The organism is Hymenobacter crusticola (genome assembly GCF_002154225.1).
In the GTDB taxonomy this organism is placed as follows: Bacteria; Bacteroidota; Bacteroidia; order Cytophagales; family Hymenobacteraceae; genus Hymenobacter; species Hymenobacter crusticola.
Genome location: NZ_MTSE01000001.1, coordinates 740,624 through 758,996, shown reverse-complemented (window position 1 = coordinate 758,996; position 18,373 = coordinate 740,624). Strand labels below are relative to the sequence as shown.

Here is an 18,373-nt window from a genome sequence, read left to right as displayed (position 1 = left end):
TAGCAAGTAGAACGCAGATGCCGCCAACGGTGGTCGCTTAAAATGTACAACGGAGCACAGCTGCACGGGTTGATAGATTCCCTCTTGAATGTCACCTAGCCGGGGCTAACAGGCAAACGCAACTAGCACGCTCCCAGTACTCCTCACCAGGGCTAACGTCAACAGCCAAGCGCTAAGTTCTACGCCTTGGATGATGCGAAGAACCCGCAATAAAAAAGGGCCGCACCCGAAGGTACGGCCCTTTGCCTGTACGAAGATGGAGCGGTTTAGAAGAACTTCGTACGCTCGTCTTTGATGTCGGACTTTGCTTTCACGGCTTCATAGATGGCACCATCGAGGCGAGCCGAACGCTGCGCAGCTAGCTGCTGGCGGATGGTCTTCACATCGGCGGGAGCCGTGGGCTTGTTGACGCTTACTGTTTCCACGATCAGCACGCCTTGCTCCCCTTGAATTGGGCCTGATTTCTGGCCAGGCTTCATACCAAAGGCTTTTCCTACAGCAACTGGCTCACTACCTAGGCCCGGAATTGTACCAGAAGATAGCACAACATCATTCGCCGTTTTCACTTGGGCGGCAGAACCATAGGCGGCGGCAAGCTGCTCCAAGGAACCCGACTTGCCATTTAGCTTCATGATGATCTGCTTGGCTTTTTCTTCGTTGCGTACTTGGGCAGCTAGTTCAGGCTTTAGGCTCGCCACGTCGGCGGTACCTTTGCCCCGCTCACCAGTCAGAACGGCAATAACGTACTGGTCACCTAGGTCGTCGAACACCGGCGACACATCGCCAATTTTTGTGCTCTTGCCATCCGGGTTGAACCCATATGCCCAACGAACTACTGAGCGGGCGTTTTGTAGGTTGTTTACGTTCCGGTCGCCACGACCTAGGCCTTTGGCTTCCTGCTTCTGCAAGGTTTTATCTTTTGCTACAGCTTTGCGGAACGAATCCAGGTCTTCCGCCTGGCCTTTCAGCTCCTGCGCTTTCTGGTAAGCAGCTTCGCGCGTAGCATCCGAGGGCACAATGCTCTTCTGAACGGCAGCAACCTGATACGTCTGGTTTGTTTTCGGCGCCGTGATTTTGATGATGTGGTAGCCGAAAGAAGTTTCTACCGGCGCGGGCAACAGGCCAGTCTTTGCAGCACCAAATACAGCTTTCTCGAACTCGGGTACCATACGGCCCTGCGTGAACCAACCTAGGTCGCCGCCAGTAGCCGTGGTGCCGTCGGTGCCGTACTGGCGAGCCATCGCGGCGAAGTCAGCTCCACCTTTGATCTTGTTCAGAATGTCCTGGGCTTTGGCTTTCGCGGCCGCTTTAGCCTCGGGGGTTGTGCCTTCTGGCTTGATCAGGATGTGGCTGGCGCGGGCCGAAGCTTGCGGGCCGGCTTTTTCACCCGTCACTTTAAAAATGGAGTACACGCCGTTTTCGGCGTAAGGGCCATACACAGTGCCCACTTTCAGCGGTAGTTCGGCGCGCAGCTTCTCAGGCATGTCGGCCGGCGTGATGAACGCTCCGTTGTAGGGCTGATCGGAGTTCAGTTTCACAAACAGCGAATCGTTCGGGGCGTTGCGAAACTGCTCGGCGAGCTGGTTGACGGTGCTTTTTACGGCGGCACTATCTTCTTTGGAAGCTACTACCGGAATACTCACGTACTCGATGCTGCGGCCTTCCTCTACTTTGTAGCGGCTCTTGTGAGCATCGAGGTAAGCTTGCAACTGGCTGTCACTCACTTTCACCGCCGAGTCGGAGATGGAGAAGTAAGGCACAAACAAATAGCGGATGTTGGCTTTTGCGTTCTGATCCTCGTTGTAGCGCTTGGCCTCGGCCGTCGTCACATACGTCGACATCTTGATCAGATTGTTGTACTTGTTGCCAAGGCGCGTGGGCGTTAGACCGGCCTCGAAGTTATGCCACATGTCCTGGGCTTGGGGCGGCAGCTTGTCGAGGTTTTGCAAGTATTGAATCAGCTTCGTCCGGTCGAACTGCCCCGTTTTGGGGTCGGTGAAGGCTTGGCGTACACTCGGGTCCATGTTCTTGCCCTGCACCAGGTCTACGACTTCTTCGTCCGACACTTTCAGACCTAGCCGATCAAACTCCTTCTGGAAGGCGATGCGGTAGATGGTTTGGTTCCAAGCCTGGTCGCGCAGGTAACCCATCGTTTGCTCATCGGGCTGACGGCCCTGCTGCGCGATGAAGTTCTGCTTCGCCTGCTCCAGGGTATTCTCAAAGTCAGCGCGGTCCACTTTTTCCCCGGCTATTTCGCCCACCGTCGTTTCATTGCGATTGAAGAGACGGTTGCGGCCGCCGATCAGGTCGCCACCCACGATGAAGAGCAGCAAACCGATGACGATGGCGCCAACGGCCCAGCCCGATTTTTCGCGAATCGTGTTAATTAAAGCCATGTACTTGAAATAAAGCGCAGTATAGAAAAGTGAAAGAGTCGCAAAATAACCAGAATCCGGCGGGGATTCAAAGGTGCTTTCGTGAAATGCTAGGGTATGTTGGCAAACTTGCTTGTTCCACTAAATTCAGAAAGAGCTTTCCTTCGCCTGAACACTACCACGTAAGGAGGTCGTTCAAAGAAGTAAAGCTCTTTCTATGACGAAGATGCCCTCCAATTTTGCCCTGTATTTAACGCTTTTTGCGCGGCGGTTTGGCTTTGCCAACGCTAGCGACAGGAGTCGACTTTTTAGGAAGTGGCTTCGCGGCTTCGCGGTCTTTGCGGCCTAGGTACCAATAAATAAGATAGAAGCTGAACGCAAACGTGAACAACCAGTAATTGTCGCGCACGGCATTCTGGTCATCTTGCAGCACTGTTTGGTATACCCCAATCACCATCGCGACAACCGTCAGCGAGAAGAGAATGGTGCGCAATAAGGATCGATCGAAACGCATAAAAAGCTAGGTCTACTTACCGCTGGGCAGTTGTGCGCTAAACACGCCCGTCGGCCGGTGAAAGCGGTAAATTCCCGTTACCATGTTGTAAGTCAACCCATAACCTGTTAGCGAGTCGGTGGGGGTAACAACTTTAGCGAAAGTAGCTGAGTCGGTGTAGACGAGGTTTTTCTGTTTGTCGTAGAACATCTCCTCCGTGTACATCTTTTGCTGCTTCTCCTTGTTGCCTACTTGCACGTCGCCGCGCACCGTGTAAAGGTTTTTGGCCTTTTCAAACTTGCCGTACTTGCCTTGCAAGGTGTTGTCGACCCGCGTACCATCTTTGCTGTAGAACAACACGTTCATCCCGTTCGGGTAGATTTGGTCGCCACTCTCAAAGGTTTGCTCCAAGGGCGCCTTCAACCGGATCTGGAGCCGCGCCGAATCGCTGATCAACGTGAGGACGTTGCTCGTTTCGACGGTTGGGCCCTTGTAAGTGATTTTTTTCACCGGGCCATCCTCTTTCTTTTGGCAACTGATTGCACCCAGCAAGCCCAGCAAAACAAGGCCTCGCGCGAGCGAATTTCCGTTGGGTACCATAGCTAGGTTACGTTATTCAATGCGCCGCTTCAAGAACCAGCGGTTATTCAGCGATACGCCAAGCTGCGCCCGGACATAATCCTCTTTGATGTTACCGCTCGGGTTCTCAATGCTCTTGGCCGTGTTGCCGCGCTGGCCGTAGGTGAAGGCTAGGTTGATGGTAGTAGCATCTAGCACCGTCGCCGAGGGCAGCGGGAATGAGAAGCCCCAGCTCACGGCCCGGTCGTACATCACCCGCCCGTCGGGCCGGTATGGCATCTGGGCAACGCTCAGCCCAGCCCGGTAACTTACTCGCTTGAAGTAGTTGTCGACGGACGAAGGATCCGGCGCTATTTCGCCGCCGATGCCTGCCCGCCACGTGTCGCTCAGGGTTACGCCTGTTGTTACGCCTCCTTTCACCCCAAACGAGCGGAACTCTGACCATTGTTGGTGGGCCGCGTCTAGGTTGATACTCCAGTTCTTATTGTTGTCGAAGCTGACCCCAGCTTGAGCAAGGCCGGGTACAACCGCTTCGCCCTGCTGGTTGACTACTTGCGGGATTGTGCTCGTTACTACTGAGCCGTCTAGTCGCTCAATGGACGTATTCCGGAAGCCATTCAGATGCGACTGGAAAGTATAGACGCCAGCGACATTGTAGTTGAGGTTACTGTTGAGCTTGTTTCGGTAGTGCACACCTGCCCGATAGGTGAAGTCGGAATAGTGCACATGCTCGATGGTGTTGATGGTAGTTGCAGCACTGGTTAGACTTACTCCCGATGCCAGGTCGATGCTACCAAATACGTAGGAGGCCGTGCCGCCCACCGTCAGACCCTTGGCCACACGGAAAGCGTGCGACATGTGCGCTTCTGCCAATCCGCCCGTACCCGTGTTTTGCTCCTTCGTTTGCCCGTTAGGGTCGCCCGCTACACCGCCCGTTGAAGTCGAGTTATAATCGACTGCGCTGTAGGGCCGCAGGCCCGCCGATGCCGCCCACCACTTCGAAATAGGCACGGCGAAAGCTAGGTACCCAAGTGTAGCACTCCCGTCGCGTTGCGACTGAGTTCGGTTGCGGACCGTGTGGAACTGCCCATTAATGCCAACTTCGTAAGTCGTGCGGCCTGTGTAGTAGATCAGGGCCGGATTCAGATCATTCACCTGAACCCCGTTGGGCGCCGCTAAGCCTACGCCTCCCATGCCGAGTTGACGAGTGCCTCCTAGGTTCGGATTTGCATCGCCTAACCCCAATCGAGAATAGGGCGAGTTGCCGAGCCCTTGTCCTTGGCTGCGCGGGGCGGCCACCAGGCCTACTAACGTCAAACCGACCAAGCCGGCAATTCTATTCTTCCACATTATGCACCAAAATTCGGTGAAGCCCGATCAGCACGAGTTCGGGGATGACAAAGATACGGCCTTTCAGCCGGGGTTGAAAAAAGTTAGCGTCGCCACCAGCCAACACGACACCTAGGGTGGGGTGCCGCTCGCGGTAGCTGTCGATCAGTCCGTTAACTTCCGCTACGGCTCCGTTCAACACGCCGCTTCGGATGGCGCTTTGCGTATCATCGCCGGTAAGCGGCACCGGGGCCCCGAGGTCGGTGGGCAGTTCTACCAACGGCAGACGCCCAGTAAACGTATGTAGCGCCTGAAAACGCAGCCGTAGACCCGGTGCTATACTGCCGCCCCGGAAAGTGTGGCCTCCTTCTACCCAGTCGCACTTAATAGCCGTACCAACATCCAGGATGAGGGTGTCAGCATTCGGCCGGAGCCAAGCCGCTCCTACCGCCGCTGCTAGCCGATCGGCCCCTAGGGTGTGAGGCGTCGCGTATGCGTTGCGCAGGGGCAATGGTGTTGTTGCCGGAGCAAACTCCAGGACCTGCCCTAACACCGCTGGTCGCAGCGCTGCCGACCAAGCAGCCGTTGGTGATACCACCGAGGAGATGATAGCGTGCGCAGGCGTAAGTCGCTTTGCAATGGCTAGCAACTGCTGGTCTGTTTGTAGTACCGCCGACTCTCGTAGGACGCCATCTTCAAAGCAGCCATACTTGATGGCAGTGTTGCCAATGTCGACGGTTAGGCTACGCATGAAAGGCGAGTACGAAAGCTAGGTTCTTCGGATAACAGCGCCAAGTTAGCTAGTCGCCAACCAAACGCTGTTATCTGAAGAGAAAGACACATATGGAACATGAAGAGCCGCGAGCGGCTCTCATGGTTGCGTCTTACATAAAATACTTTAGCCGAATAACTTCTTTCTCGTTCAGGAAGCGCCACTTACCACGTGGCAGGTCCTTCTTCGTCAGGCCAGCGTACTGCACCCGGTCCAGTGCTACCACTTCGTAACCTAGGTGCTCGAAAATGCGGCGCACGATGCGGTTGCGACCAGTGTGCAATTCAACGCCGACGAAGTGCGCGTTGCCTGCCACAACGGCTACGTCATCTACTTCTGCTTTGCCATCTTCCAGGACTACCCCCTCCGCAATTTGGCGCAGGTGATCTTCGGTGAGGGGCTGACTTAGTTCTACTTGATAAATCTTTTTGTTCTTGTGCGACGGATGGCTCAGCTTCTGAGCAACTTCACCGTCATTGGTGAACAGCAGCAACCCTGTAGTATTACGGTCTAGGCGGCCAACGGGAAACAAACGCTCCGTGGAAGCTCCTGCCACTAATTCCATCACCGTCCGGCGCCCCTCAGGGTCGTCAGTAGTTGTAATAAAATCCTTGGGCTTATTCAGCAATACGTACACAAGCTTCTCGCGCTTGAGGTTGGTTTTGCCGTACTGCACCGTGTCGCTGGGCTGCACTTGGTAACCCATCTCCGTTACTACTTCACCATTCACCCGAATTTCTCCGGCCGCAATTAGCGCGTCAGCTTCCCGACGCGAGCAGATACCGGCGTTAGCAATGTAGCGGTTGAGGCGCATGGTTTCGTTGCCGAAATCTTCATCGTTGCGCCGACGCTTGTTGCCGCGGTTTTTGTCTTCTTCGTAGTGCCGTAGGTTTTTGTAATCAGGCGCCTGGCCTGCTATCTCGCCGCGCTTTGGCTTGCCTGCCTGATTGGAATTAGCATCCCGACCAAAGCGTTTTTCGCCGGATTTAGCAGCTTCCCGTATTTCGCGGAAAGTACGTGAACCGTCGCCTTTATCGTCGCGCCGATTGAAGCCGCGACTAGGTCCGTCGTGACGGTCGCTACCAAAGCCACGGTTGCCTAAGCCTCGCTCGCCCGTGCTGCGCTGGCCGAAGCCACCTTCGGAACGTGGTCCGCGGCTGTTGGCACCTAGGGTATCAGGCGCACCCCGATAATCGAAGGGACGTGCCGGCCGGATTTCCCGGTTGGGGCCATTATCTTCTGAACGCTTGACGCCTTCCTCTCGCGGGGCAGCAGGCTTGTTATCAGCGGCAGATTTGTTCTCGAACGGGTTTGCCTTATTGAATTTACGATTACGCTCGCCAGCCGCTCCGCGTGGCACTGTAGGCTTCCCTTCTTGTTGATAAGGCTGACCCGACCACGTAGCTTTTGGTTCGTAAGGCCGCGCTGGACGTTGATCCTCGCCGCGGCGGTCATCGAAGCGATTGTTCGGGCGCTCAGTCCGATCGTTACCCCGACCGCCAGATGAATTGCGGCCGCCGTAACCACCACGGTCGAAAGAACGACGGTCGTCATTGCCCCGGCTGTTTCCACCCCGATCTTCGAAGCGATTGGTCGAGTTGCCGCCAAAGCTAGGTTTGCCTGCCGGGCGGCCAAACGTTGGCCGCGAAGGATATTCACTGCCTCGGGAGCCTTCACCCCTTACTCGATCTTTGCCCGGCTTGTCGCTGGCTGGCTTAGGCTTATCGAAGAACTTGCGGAAGCCTTCGTTATTTCGATCAGAGCCCTGCTTGTCTGAGAAGCGGCTGTTAGCACGACCCCGACGGCCGGCGTTATCATCTGTGTTGTGTTTCTTGCCCATGGTTGCGAGCTTAGTGCCGTATCGCTACGGTACGAATAAAGAGAAAACTGGTATGCTTTGATAATCTGAGGGCTAGCTAACACCTAGCCCTAGAAAACAGTGCCCGGACTAGCAGCAAACTTCACATGGAAGTTAGCCGAAAGTCCGGGCAGTGTAAAAGATAGAAACGAAGCTAGTCGCGACGGGCCATTTTGGCCTCGATGGAGTGCTGCGTGTGCGGTACGGCGCGTAGGCGCTCCTTCGGAATTAGTTTGCCAGTGCCAATACACACACCGTAAGTACCATTCTTGATGCGGTGCTGGGCATTCTCAAGCTGCTGGATGAACTTCATCTGGCGGGAAGCCAACTGGTTCAGGCTTTCTTTTTCCGCCGTATCGGCACCGTCCTCTAGTACCTTCGAAGAAGATGCTGTGTTGTCGGTACCCGAGTCGTTGCGGCGGCTCAATGTTTCTTTGATGAATGCTAATTCCTTGCGGGCTGCCGTGAGCTTATCTTGGATGATCTCCTCGAATTCAGCCAGTTCTTCCCTGGAATAGCGCAGGTTCTCTTCACTCATGTTGGATCAGGGAAATAAGTAGCAAATGATAACAAAACAGGTGTGTAAGCTTACCAAGTACTAATGAGGCCTTGATGGTACTCTCAACAGGACTTAGTATCAATAAGTTTGTACCTATCTAGACAGCAAAAACCTATCCTAGCTTTTTTACTTATCAGTACAATTATCTTATCTGATGCAAAGCTACGGTTTTGTACGTTATTGCACCAATAGCATTCTCGTATTACACGATAAGTTCACGCAGGCTTTATCGGCTAGAAGCCAAGCATGTGAATAGCCGCTACCGCAGCTTCTACTCCTTTGTTGCCGTGCTTGCCACCTGCCCGGTCCCAAGCTTGTTCTAGGTTATTTGTAGTTACCAGGCCAAAAATGACGGGCTTGTTAAACTTCAAGCTTACGTTCGTAATGCCATTGGCTACAGCGTGACAAATGTAGTCGTCGTGTTTGGTTTCGCCTTTGATTACTACGCCTAGGCAAATCACCGCATCTATCTCCTCGTGCTGCGCCAAGAGCTGAGCACCAAAAGTCAACTCGAAGCTGCCAGGCACCGTGTTGCGAAATATATTGTCCGCTTGCGCGCCGTGCTTAAGTAGGGTTTCGTAAGCACCAGCGCTCAGTACGTCGGTAATCTCACGGTTCCACTCGGCGACTACCAGACCAAAACGCTTATCGGTGATGTCGATAAAATTGTCGGACGTATAATCGCTCAGGTTCTTCAGGGATGTGGCCATCTTCTGCTAAGTATTTTTTGATTGACAGACAAAGATGCAGGCTAGCTTTTGCTTGCAAAACCCGCCTACAAAAAGAAAGGACGGTACCAGACCGTCCTTTCTTTTTGTAAAAGTAACCCAGGCTTACTTACCTGCTAAAGCCTCTACCCGCGCTTTCGCTTCCCGTGCTTCGTTGACCTCAGCAGCAGTCTGGTACTCGTCGATAATTCGCTCATATGCCTTGATAGCGCCATCGTAATCTTTGGCCAGCTCGCGAGCAGTAGCTTCCTTTAGTAGGTAGCTAGGTGAGAAGAATTCGTTGGCATTGGTGGTAGCAGCTTTCTCGTACAAGTCGGCGGCTTCCTTGGTTTTGCCAAGCTCTAAGTTGGCGTCGCCAAGCAAGGCGTATGCGCGAGCTTGCACCAATAGGTCATCTGAGCTGAAGTCTTCCAGATAGTCAATAGCCGCTTGAAATTTGCCTTCTTTCAGCGAAGCTACACCAGCGTAGAAGTTGGCTAGGTTGCCCGCTTTCGTACCGCTGTATTGCGAGGCTACCGACTCCAGACCATCATACTGACCGTCGCCCTTCATAGCCTTCTTCAGGGAATCGGCTTCCCAGTAATGTACGGCTTGAAACATGGCAGCCTGCCCTTTCTCATCTTGCGAAGAGCGCCACGTATAGTACCCAAAGGCACCTACTACAGCCAGCACGACCACCGTCAGTACTCCTAGCAGTACAGTTTTATTCCGGCGCAAGAAGTCTTCCGAGTTAGCTAGGCGTTCTGCCAAAGCATCAGGGTTCTCTAGCAACGGATGCTCCGGATTCACCTCACCAAGGGGCTGGTTCGGGTCAGCGGGCACCTGCGTGGTTTGCTGGCGTGCCGTTGGGCTATTGCGCGTATAAGGAATCTTCGACATTCTGTAATTTCAAAGGACGACCTAGCAGTCGGCGGATATATAATGGAGGATGCTAGTCGCGGATGTAAGGGTAGTCCTGCTGCACGTACACGTCTTTGTACAGTTCATCAGGAGTTGGGTATGGCGACTTTTCTGCAAACTCCACAGAGGCATTAACTTGTTCCTTAATGCGCTCATCTATTGCCGTTAAATCTTCTTCCGATGCCATGTTGTTCGTCAGGATGGTATGACGAACTGCTTCGATGGCATCGCGGTGGCGGTACTCTTCTACCTCTTCTTTGGTGCGATACTTCGCTGGGTCGCTCATAGAGTGACCCTTGTAACGGTAGGTTTTGAATTCTAGGAACGTTGGCCCCTCACCGGCGCGGGCACGCTCAGCGGCGCGAGCTACAGCTTGGTGCACATCTTCCACGTTCATGGCGTTCACTGGCTCCGATGGCATGTCGTAGCTTAAGCCTAGCTTGTAGAGTTCCGTTACGTTGGAGGTACGCTGGACCGAAGTGCCCATAGCGTAGCCGTTATTTTCTACTACGAAAATAACGGGCAGCTTCCACAGCATTGCCATGTTGAAAGCCTCGTGCAGGGCACCTTGGCGCACAGCTCCATCGCCCATGTAGCAGATGCAGAGGTTACCCGTTTCGTTGTACTTCTCAGCGAAAGCGATACCAGCGCCTAGGGGTACTTGCGCGCCTACGATACCGTGGCCCCCCATGAAGTTCACTTCCTTATCGAAGATGTGCATGGAGCCGCCTTTACCTTTTGAGCAGCCCGTTGCTTTAGCAAACAGCTCAGCCATGATGGCATTCGGTGAAGTACCGAGGGCTAGCGGGTGCGCGTGGTCGCGGTAAGCGGTGATGTATTTATCACCTTTTTGCAAGGCCGATACGGCGCCAGCAGCGCAAGCTTCCTGCCCAATATAAAGGTGGCAGAAACCTTTGATCTTTTGCTGACCGTATAGCTGACCAGCCTTCTCCTCAAACTTCCGCATGAGTTGCATTTGCTCATACCAAGCTAGGTATTGCTCCTTCGAGAACTCTGGGTTCTCGGTCGATTCAGCTTTGGGCGAACCTGCTGCTGCTTCGGCTTCATCGTTAGAAGGCGGTAGCATAGGATCTGGCTGTTTTATCGTATCGGTAGCAGCTGTAGGGTTGTTAGCTCCTTCTTGGTTCGACGAGTTGTCCGCCGAGTTGGAAGCATTTGAAGCAGCCTTTACTTTCGTTTCCGCCATTGTGCTCTTGGTTGTTCGCGTTTGGGATGCGAAAATACGTAAAAGGATTGCAATTCCGAACCTGAATGATTCTCGAAAGTCTACACCTTCTGTTCTTTAAGAATTACGACGAAGCCAACTTAGGCTTCTCGCCCCACATCAATTGCTTTGTGGGCGATAATGGCAGCGGCAAGACCAACTTGCTAGATGCCATTCATTACTTGTCGCTTACTAGAAGTGCTTTTACTTCTACCGACGCACAGAGCATTAAACAAGGAGCCGAATTCTTTGTGGTGAAAGGCAAGTTTCGTACGCCACCAGATACGACCGAGACCATTCAGTGCAGTCTCCGCCTAGGGCAAAAAAAAGTTGTCACGCACAACAAGCAGCCCTATGATCGAATCACGGAGCACATTGGCCGCTACCCAGTGGTGCTTATCTCTCCTTATGATACTGATCTGATTCGGCAGGGCAGCGAAGACCGGCGTAAGTATTTCGATAGTATCATGTCACAACTCGATCATGAGTATCTGGAGTTGCTGATCAAGTACTCTCATTTATTACGTCAGCGCAATTCGCTCTTGAAACTAGCAGCCGACCGGCAGGGGTACGACCGCGATTATTTATTAGTGCTCGATGAGCAGCTGACCCCTTTGGGCGAACAGCTAGTACAGCAACGTCAACAATTTCTGATGGAGTTCATCCCGATCTTTCAACGGCATTACCAGCAGCTAGCCGACGGCCAAGAGAACGTCACCTTAGAGTATAAGAGCCAGTTGCCAGAAGCAGACTTCGGCCAACTCTTACGCATCAACGAGCGAAAAGACTTAGCATTGCAACGGACTACCACTGGGCCACATAAGGACGATTACGTATTTCTGATGGATGACTTGCTCGTTAAGAACTACGGCTCGCAAGGCCAGCAGAAGTCGTACGCCATTGCCTTGAAGCTGGCTCACTTCGAAATAATCGCCTCTCATAAGCACCACAAGCCGCTCCTGTTGTTGGATGATATTTTCGACCGTCTTGATGAAAAGCGCATCACTCGCTTAATGCAGCTGGTAGCTAACCATACCTTCGGTCAAGTTTTTTTGACCGATACGCACTTAGAACGCACCGACCGTATACTCCAAGGCGTGTCCGATCAGGTTGCTCGGTTTCGAGTTGAAAACGGTCGAGCCCACGCACTATAGCTGTCTAGGTTCGCTGTATCTTTGTTGCCCCTCCCACTCTTCGAGTGCCATAGTACTTTATTTTGAAAAAACCTACTTCTTCTGAAAGCTCCCGCCAAGCGGATATCGTACCGCTAAAAGACGGTATTAAGGCGTTGCTGAAAGCCTACCGTTTACAAGGCAAGCTAAACGAAGTAACGGTTGTGTCGAGTTGGGAGCGGATCATGGGCAAGGCTGTAGCGCTTAAAACGCAGGAGGTGTATGTGAGCAACCGTAAGCTCTTTGTTCGCCTCAGTTCTGCTCCTCTCAAGCATGAGCTTGTCATGGCGAAGACTCGCGTGATGGAAATCATCAATGCAGAAATTGGAGAGCAAGTTATCCAAGAAGTAATCTTCTTATAAGCGCCGCATCCTCTTACGTCTTCGCTTTTTTCTACCAGACCTCTTCTCGGTTTATTTGGCGTACTCGTCTTTGACGCAGCCAGCAAGAATGTCATAGACTTGTTTCGTGTGCTGTTTCGGAGCGCTGACTATTACTGTCTGTCGGCTCCTTTGCTCTCCTGTATTAAAGACATACTTAGCTCCAAATCTCTTAGCTATACTTAGCCTAATAGAATACGACCTAACTCAACAGAAGGCTAGATCATTTTCATATAGACGCTTGACTTGCGTCGTGGCTAGGTGTTGCGGACAGCAATAGCTCTGTAATCTGTGTGCTCTTGCTACTGCCTGTGTGTTCTGCACCTAGCAAGCATGTCTGTCTTTGTACACCCTATACCCTGGCACTGTACTTTCATATCAGCTAGTAGCTGGGTTCCTACTAGACTGACTCGCACAAAGTATAGCTGCTTCAAACCTCAACTTCCCTATGAGTGCTTCTTCACTTTTGCCCGACTTCCGTTCGGTCTCCTACTCACGTGTAACGCTCACTGAGCTGATGATTCCTGGATACGCCAACTTCGGCGGGAAGATCCACGGCGGTATCCTTCTATCGCTCATGGATAAGGTGGCTTATGCTGCTGCCTCCAAGCACGCCGGTACTTACTGCGTGACGGTGAGTGTCGATGGAGTAGATTTCTTGCAACCAGTAGAAGTTGGCGAATTAGTGTCGCTCCTAGCTTCCGTTAATTATGTCGGCCGCACCTCTCTCCTAGTTGGTATTAAGGTCATTGCTGAAGACGTGCGCACCGGTTTGGTGAAGCACACAAATACCTCCTATTTCACCATGGTTGCGAAGAATGATGCAGGTCAACCAACGATGGTACCGGGCCTCATTTTAGATAGCCCCGTCGACACCCGTCGCTTTCTTGAAGCTATCAAAAGGCGAGAATTTAAACAGCGTTACCAGCAAGATTTCGCAGCTGTTCGGGAGACCCTCACAGGTAACCAACAGGAAGAACTACTGGCCAAGGAGCGCTGCAAATTTGGGTATTAATCACACGATTTCGTAATCTACCTTTTACTGCTTCTCGCTCATTCTCGCCTGTCAGAATCGTACAATCTGATCCTGGATGATTAACAGAAATGTTCCACGTGAAACATTTCTGTTACTTGGGCCCATACACTTTCAACAGCAGTTCATTGTACGCCTCCAACAAGGCTATATACTTGGTTTGAAGAGCCAGAAGCTGTTTAATAGGGTCTGTATCGCTGCTTTGTGATACGAGTTGCTTAGGCATTACACCTTGTAACACAGGTTGTGTTACACTTGGCGATACAAGAGGCAACACCCCTTGTTGTAAATCTGTAAAATCTTCGGAAAAGTTATGCCCAATTATATCGCCTACCCTCTTTACAAAGTTGTAATCAAGTGTATCCTCTTTGAATTTGCGATAGATAGTTGGCCGTGTAATGCCTAGCTCATCAACAATCCTGGTAATTGAAATACCACTGTTCTTTATTGCTTCTTGAAGGATTTCGCCTTGATGTGGCATGAACCAAACTTGTAATGTAGCAGGAGATGTAAATATGTTAAACTTGTTGCATTTAACAAAAGAGTACATGTAAAACACACCACAAGATGTAACACCAGTTTGTACACTTGTAACGTATTGTGTGTATACACTTGTATTGATACACGTGTACACTGTAAATTATTACAGTGTGATACAGCAGATCTTTTTATTACATATAACGCTTGAAAGCGCCTATTAGAGTGTCCAAAGGTATTTTCAAGCATTGAAACATACGATCTTCGGACATTAAAGCTGGTGTACGTTTACCTTCCTGTTAAGTGAAGGCGAAACTGCAAAGTTGGAGCAGTAGGTAGCTACGTTGTAAACGGTGTAGTGTGCTGCACCCGATGGCTTACAGCCGCTGCAAAAAGTTAAGTAGCCGGTCGGGATAATCCGTTGTGATGCCATCGACACCTAGGGCAAGAAGCCGGCGCATGTCGGCAACTTCGTTGACTGTCCAGGGCACAATGCGCATGTCATGCGCCCGTACTTCAGCCATGAGTTTCGCATCGACTAATGGGAACTCCGGGCCATAGAGTGCAGGAATAAAACCTAGCTCTTGAAGGTGCTGATGGAAAGGTTCAGCGTCTTCTACTAGTAAGCCGAGTGGTAGCTCTGGAGCCTGTTGGCGGGCGGCTTGGAGTGCGCGTTTATCAAAGGAAATAAATGCGGTACGGGCAACGACACCAGCTGCGTGCACCTCCCCTAGTATTAGCTCTACAAACCTACTAGGTGCTGGGTGAAACACGGTGTCTTCCCTAGCGCTACTCTTCACTTCAATACTATAGTGGACGGGTGCGCGGTCGAGTTCTTGCGTGCGTTTTTCAACTGCCCGCAGTACCTCTAGCAGTAAAGGTTTGTACGCTGGCACTTGCTGCTGTTCGGGGAAACGGAGCTGCTGTTGCATCCCACAGTCACAACGTCGAATGTAGTCGTAGGGCAGCTGAAATAAGTTGAACGCTCGTTCTCTAGTAGGCTCAATGGGCCGCCCATCAGCATCCAAGCAGAGCGCCGCGGAAAGCCATGGCTCGTGCGAAACGACCACCTGCTCATCGGCAGAAATCACGACGTCGAGTTCCAGAGTGTCTACTCCTAGCTCTAAAGCATGCAGAAAAGCTGGCAGTGTATTTTCGGGTAGTAAGCCCCGGCACCCCCGGTGGCCATGTACCTCAGGGCTATTCGTGAAATAGGGTGTTTTTATCATGCGCATAGCTACGTAAAGCGAATGGTTGTAGCTATCAGCAAGCAACTGCTTTCGTGATCTTGCAGGACCACTAGCACCTATTAGAACTACTTATTTAACCAGCTTAGCTTGCATTAAGCAGAAGTAAGCTAGGTAATAACCGCCACACTTTAGCACCACTTTATGCTGCCAAACGGCTGCCTATAGGCTAGCTTGGCAACCATCTTTCCGCTGCCACGGTTAGCTAGGAGCCCCCATTTGAATGTCTCTTATGAAGAAAACTGTCGTTCTATTTGTGCTACTTGGCCTGCTAGCAGGTGGCTATTTTTATTATCGTAGTCTGGCTTCGGGGCCTACTTATGCTTTGATGCAAGCAGCACGGGCTTTTAAATCGCACGACGTGACGGCTTTTGAGCAATACGTAGATGTGCGTAGTGTGTCGTCCAGCCTGATCAATCAAGTGGCTGATCAAGGGTCAGCCTTAGGATTACCTAGCTCAAATAGCTTGTTGCTACAGGGCGCATTACAAGTACTCAAGCCCCAACTGTCTGAAATAGCTAGGCAGGAAGTGCAGCAGCTAGTAGCATCAGGTGCAGCACCCACCGCCGACAAACTACCTCCGACACCGCTAGGCAAGATCTCGGTGCTAGGTGCAGTAGGCAACGTGGTAGGTTCCAACAGCCAATTCAAAGGCATTGCCTATACGCGGCAAGAAGGCGACCAGGCCCTGGTAGGCCTCGAGCTAAATCAGCCTGCCTACGACACTACCGTGGTTGTGGAGTTGAAGATGCTCCGCGAAGGAGACCACTGGCAAGTGAAAGAAATTGCGAATGCTCGTGCATTGGTAAAGCGTTTAGCTCAATTAAAAAAGCGCAAGCAGTAGGACGTGAAGCATTGAGAATCCGAGCACAAAAAAGCCCCGCCGCAGAATTGCGACGGGGCTTTTCTAGTCAATATGGATGCCGTTTAGCTTGCGTTGCCACGACCGGCGAACAAGTAATACAGGATCAAACCACCTAGGGGGAAGACGAAAATAATGGCAGCCCACAGAAGCTTCTTACCAATCGACCAAGGCTGACGGAAAACATCGAACAAGGCCAATACGTCCAGGGCAAGCAAAACATAGCCCCAGATAGCTAGGCTGCCATCCGCATTGAAGCGAGCACAAGAGGACGTGATGAGCAGGAGTGCCAACATAGGCACGTACAGAAACAGGCGTGTCGAAAGAGAAGCGAGTTTGTTCATGGTGTGGAGAGAGAAAGTGAACATTGTTTGGCGTTTTTACGCACACCTCTCCGAATAGATATAAAATTGAACAATTTTATATTGTAAATCAATGATAATCAATTAATTAAAACAAATATTGTTTGACTTGGCTTAGAAAAATAGACCCAGCTTCCGGAAACATTATCAGCGTGACTAGCATGCCGTAGAGTGCACCGTAGAAGTGAGCATCGTGGTTAATGTTGCCTCCTTGTCGGCGCCCTTGGTAGTACGAGTAGCCTAGGTACAGCAACCCGAACAGGAAAGGCTGAATGGGAAATGGAATGGGAAAGACGTAAATACCACTTCCCTTGGGCGCTACTGGATTGAATAGGATACTCGCGAAAATAACAGCAGCTACGCCCCCAGAAGCACCTAGGCTCCGGTAGTCAACATCTTTGCGGTGGCGGATGTAAGACGGAATATCAGACACAATGATACCTCCTAAGTAGAGCACTAGGTAGCACAAGAGGCCATCTTGGGGGCCAAAAAACCGTTCGAAAACCGCCTGAATGATAACGCCAAATGAGTAGAAGGCAAACATGTTAAAGATCAGGTGCATCAGGTCGGCGTGCAGGAAACCGGCGGTCAGGAAGCGGTACCACTCGTTGCGCTTGCGCATCACAAAGGGGTTTAGGATCCAGCTATCCTGAAACTCAGGGTTCGACCAAGCATAGATGGAAATAGCTGCCGTCAGCAGAATCAGAACGAGGGTGGCATCGACTGCGAACATGGAGTTGAAAAGACGTTGTATGATGGGATTAATTACTTGATGCGCTAACCGGGGCGTGAAAGACTAGCCGAAAGCTATTCGGGCACACTGCTTCCACTTGCCGGCCTGCATCTAGCCTAGCTTTCGCGCTCCATGAGTTGAAGGGCTAAGCGGCGTAGCGGCTCTTTACGGTCGGCGGGAACAGCTACTTGGTCGAGGTGGCGCAGTGCTTGGACGAAGTATTCGTTGATGATTTCTTCCGTCTGCGGCCGTATCCCGAGGGTGTCGTACACGGCCGTGACGTCCCGCACTTTGGCCTCCGCATCTTGCACAGGTTGGCCGATGTATTGGGCGAGGGTTGCCTGCTGCTCGGCAGCTGCTTGGGCCTGGGCGGTGAGCAGCAAGAAGGTCTTCTTGTCCGATACAATATCACCGCCGACCCGCTTGCCAAAGGTGGCAGCATCGCCGTATACGTCGAGCAAATCGTCGCGCAACTGGAAAGCTAAGCCGATGTCTGTACCGAACTGCCGCAAGCGGTCTGCATCAGCGGCCGATGCACCCCCGAGCAGGGCGCCTAGCTCTAGGCAGAAGCCAAGCAGCACGGCCGTTTTCAGCCGAATCATGTCGAGGTATTGCGGGATGCTGACCTGGGTTTCCGTCTCGAAGTTCATGTCCCACTGCTGACCCTCGCATACCTCAGCGGCCGTCTGACTGAACTTGCGCAGCACAGTGGGTAGCAACGTAGGTGACACATCAAAGAAGAGTTCATAGGCCCGCACCAGCATTACGTCGCCGCTCAGAATAGCCACGTTGGGATTCCACTTTTCGTGTACTGTCTGCTGGCCGCGCCGCAGGGGCGCTTGGTCCATGAGGTCGTCGTGGAGCAGGGTGAAGTTATGGAAGACTTCAGTAGCTAAGGCAGGGCGCACCACCGGACCTAGGTCGTCGGTGAACAAGTGCGCCCCAAGCAAGGTGAGCAAGGGGCGAATGCGCTTACCACCCAGCGCCATGATGTAGCGGATGGGTTCATACAGGGCTTCGGGTGCGGCGCCGTAGCGCAGTTCAGCTAGGCCGGCAGCAATTTTTTGCGTGAAGAAAGAGAGGTCCACAGGGGCAAGAAGGGGTTGAGCGAACAAGGTACGGAGGAAACACTTGGTGGTTTGGACGCGGGAAAGTACGGTCGCTATTTATCCCTTCTGCCCTCCTCCAGGTACCTAGCCTAGGGCGTAAATCTTGGGCTAGCAAATAAGCTGTCTGGAAACGGGAGCACGAGCAGCATTTGCCATAAAAAGCCCCAACATCCACAGACA

General features: G+C 52.2%; 19 protein-coding genes. 4 read left to right on the top strand and 15 right to left on the bottom strand.

Annotation, left to right across the window (positions count from 1 at the left end):
* Positions 1-266 precede the first annotated feature (266 nt).
* The 10 genes from BXP70_RS03105 to pdhA all read right to left on the bottom strand — a co-directional run bounded on the left by BXP70_RS03105 (position 267) and on the right by pdhA (position 10,680).
* Entirely contained in the window at positions 267-2,396 is a 2,130-nt protein-coding gene (locus BXP70_RS03105; protein ID WP_086592523.1) for a peptidylprolyl isomerase, read from the bottom strand.
* Between the two features lie 229 nt (positions 2,397-2,625).
* Positions 2,626-2,889, bottom strand: coding sequence for a hypothetical protein (locus BXP70_RS03100; protein WP_143436353.1), 264 nt, complete (start codon positions 2,887-2,889; stop codon positions 2,626-2,628).
* A 12-nt stretch (positions 2,890-2,901) separates the two neighbouring features.
* Complete coding sequence (gene lptC, locus BXP70_RS03095) at positions 2,902-3,468, bottom strand: LPS export ABC transporter periplasmic protein LptC (RefSeq protein ID WP_086592521.1); 567 nt, start codon at positions 3,466-3,468, stop codon at positions 2,902-2,904.
* A 12-nt stretch (positions 3,469-3,480) separates the two neighbouring features.
* Complete coding sequence (locus BXP70_RS03090) at positions 3,481-4,797, bottom strand: OmpP1/FadL family transporter (protein WP_143436352.1); 1,317 nt, start codon at positions 4,795-4,797, stop codon at positions 3,481-3,483.
* The gene (locus tag BXP70_RS03085) at positions 4,784-5,527 is read right to left on the bottom strand and encodes a type III pantothenate kinase (protein WP_086592519.1); all 744 of its coding nucleotides are present in this window, start codon (positions 5,525-5,527) and stop codon (positions 4,784-4,786) included. The genes BXP70_RS03090 and BXP70_RS03085 overlap by 14 nt, the downstream gene beginning before the upstream one ends.
* 133 nt (positions 5,528-5,660) lie before the next feature.
* On the bottom strand, positions 5,661-7,388 hold the full coding sequence (locus BXP70_RS03080) for a pseudouridine synthase (protein WP_086592518.1): 1,728 nt from the start codon (positions 7,386-7,388) through the stop codon (positions 5,661-5,663).
* A 172-nt stretch (positions 7,389-7,560) separates the two neighbouring features.
* A complete protein-coding gene (locus BXP70_RS03075) occupies positions 7,561-7,944 on the bottom strand; it encodes a TraR/DksA family transcriptional regulator (protein WP_086592517.1) in 384 nt (127 codons plus the stop codon).
* A 254-nt stretch (positions 7,945-8,198) separates the two neighbouring features.
* On the bottom strand, positions 8,199-8,675 hold the full coding sequence (ribH, locus tag BXP70_RS03070) for a 6,7-dimethyl-8-ribityllumazine synthase (RefSeq protein ID WP_086592516.1): 477 nt from the start codon (positions 8,673-8,675) through the stop codon (positions 8,199-8,201).
* A 123-nt stretch (positions 8,676-8,798) separates the two neighbouring features.
* The gene (locus tag BXP70_RS03065) at positions 8,799-9,572 is read right to left on the bottom strand and encodes a tetratricopeptide repeat protein (protein ID WP_143436351.1); all 774 of its coding nucleotides are present in this window, start codon (positions 9,570-9,572) and stop codon (positions 8,799-8,801) included.
* A 52-nt stretch (positions 9,573-9,624) separates the two neighbouring features.
* Positions 9,625-10,680: a pyruvate dehydrogenase (acetyl-transferring) E1 component subunit alpha gene (pdhA, locus tag BXP70_RS03060; protein WP_086592605.1), complete on the bottom strand. Its 1,056-nt coding sequence runs from the start codon at positions 10,678-10,680 to the stop codon at positions 9,625-9,627.
* Between the two features lie 185 nt (positions 10,681-10,865).
* On the opposite strand from pdhA, the gene recF reads away from it, so the two are divergent.
* From recF to BXP70_RS03045, 3 genes are all read left to right on the top strand, one after another.
* Positions 10,866-11,972, top strand: coding sequence for a DNA replication/repair protein RecF (recF, locus tag BXP70_RS03055; RefSeq protein ID WP_086592515.1), 1,107 nt, complete (start codon positions 10,866-10,868; stop codon positions 11,970-11,972).
* A gap of 62 nt (positions 11,973-12,034) precedes the next feature.
* Positions 12,035-12,352, top strand: a complete 318-nt coding sequence (locus tag BXP70_RS03050) for a DUF721 domain-containing protein (protein ID WP_245849470.1) — start codon at positions 12,035-12,037, stop codon at positions 12,350-12,352.
* 466 nt (positions 12,353-12,818) lie between these two features.
* Positions 12,819-13,385, top strand: coding sequence for an acyl-CoA thioesterase (locus tag BXP70_RS03045; RefSeq protein ID WP_086592513.1), 567 nt, complete (start codon positions 12,819-12,821; stop codon positions 13,383-13,385).
* Between the two features lie 112 nt (positions 13,386-13,497).
* Here the strand turns inward: BXP70_RS03045 and BXP70_RS03040 are convergent, their stop codons facing one another.
* Together BXP70_RS03040 and BXP70_RS03035 are read right to left on the bottom strand one after the other, a co-directional pair.
* Positions 13,498-13,953 carry a helix-turn-helix domain-containing protein gene (locus tag BXP70_RS03040; RefSeq protein ID WP_086592512.1) on the bottom strand — a complete coding sequence of 152 codons (456 nt, stop codon included), beginning with the start codon at positions 13,951-13,953 and terminating at the stop codon, positions 13,498-13,500.
* Positions 13,954-14,257: 304 nt separating this feature from the next.
* Complete coding sequence (locus tag BXP70_RS03035) at positions 14,258-15,109, bottom strand: glycerophosphodiester phosphodiesterase family protein (RefSeq protein WP_086592604.1); 852 nt, start codon at positions 15,107-15,109, stop codon at positions 14,258-14,260.
* Positions 15,110-15,359: 250 nt separating this feature from the next.
* Here BXP70_RS03035 and BXP70_RS03030 point away from each other — a divergent pair, with 250 nt between their 5' ends.
* Complete coding sequence (locus BXP70_RS03030) at positions 15,360-15,971, top strand: DUF2939 domain-containing protein (protein WP_179197562.1); 612 nt, start codon at positions 15,360-15,362, stop codon at positions 15,969-15,971.
* A gap of 83 nt (positions 15,972-16,054) precedes the next feature.
* On the opposite strand, the gene BXP70_RS03025 is transcribed toward BXP70_RS03030, so the two are convergent.
* The 3 genes from BXP70_RS03025 to BXP70_RS03015 form a co-directional block, all read right to left on the bottom strand.
* Positions 16,055-16,333: a PLD nuclease N-terminal domain-containing protein gene (locus BXP70_RS03025; RefSeq protein WP_179197561.1), complete on the bottom strand. Its 279-nt coding sequence runs from the start codon at positions 16,331-16,333 to the stop codon at positions 16,055-16,057.
* A 106-nt stretch (positions 16,334-16,439) separates the two neighbouring features.
* Positions 16,440-17,084: a rhomboid family intramembrane serine protease gene (locus tag BXP70_RS03020; protein WP_086592509.1), complete on the bottom strand. Its 645-nt coding sequence runs from the start codon at positions 17,082-17,084 to the stop codon at positions 16,440-16,442.
* Between the two features lie 116 nt (positions 17,085-17,200).
* Positions 17,201-18,172, bottom strand: a complete 972-nt coding sequence (locus BXP70_RS03015) for a polyprenyl synthetase family protein (protein WP_086592508.1) — start codon at positions 18,170-18,172, stop codon at positions 17,201-17,203.
* Positions 18,173-18,373 lie beyond the last annotated feature (201 nt).